General features: G+C 58.7%; 1 pseudogene. It reads left to right on the forward strand.

Features of this window, described 5'->3' with window-relative positions:
- Positions 1-285 precede the first annotated feature (285 nt).
- Positions 286-562, forward strand: a pseudogene (locus GO606_RS00630) (MraY family glycosyltransferase); the annotation flags it as partial.

A 562-nucleotide genomic window follows, 5' to 3' on the forward strand; every position in this document is an offset into this window, starting at 1 on the left:
TACGCGAGATGGGGATCAGATCGTCATGCCCTGATTCCGTACCGTCATTCAGGTACATAACCCTGCTCATGACACTACCTTAGATGCCTTACCGATAAGTACCTGCATTCTGCCGTGAAATATTTGCTTGCAAGGCATGTTTATGTTGATAACATTGCGCCCCGTGCTTCGGAAGAAGCCGCAGCGCCGCGCCCCAGAGGGCATTTCCGCCGATCCGAAACCTGTCGGGGCTGGAAGGCAAGGGCACAGACAACAAGCAAACAAGCCAAAAACGAGAAACGCCTGATGAGTTTTCCGGAAAGTTTTTTCGCCATCGCAGCAGCATCCTGCTTTATTGCCATTGTCATCGTCCTCACCAAGAATCTGCACGGCCGCTTCACCCTCGACTCGGATCATGGCATCCAGAAGTTCCACGTCGCGCCGACCCCGCGCGTCGGAGGCGTCGCGGTGGTGGCGGCGCTCGTCGTCGGTGCCTTCACGGCGGGCGCGGGCGAGCGGGCGATCCTCTTTCCCCTCCTGCTGGCCGCGGTGCCGGCGTTCGCCTTCGGCATTGCCGAAGACC

Origin of the sequence: Aromatoleum anaerobium (assembly GCF_012910705.2) — a bacterium.
Lineage (GTDB): Bacteria > Pseudomonadota > Gammaproteobacteria > Burkholderiales > Rhodocyclaceae > Aromatoleum > Aromatoleum anaerobium.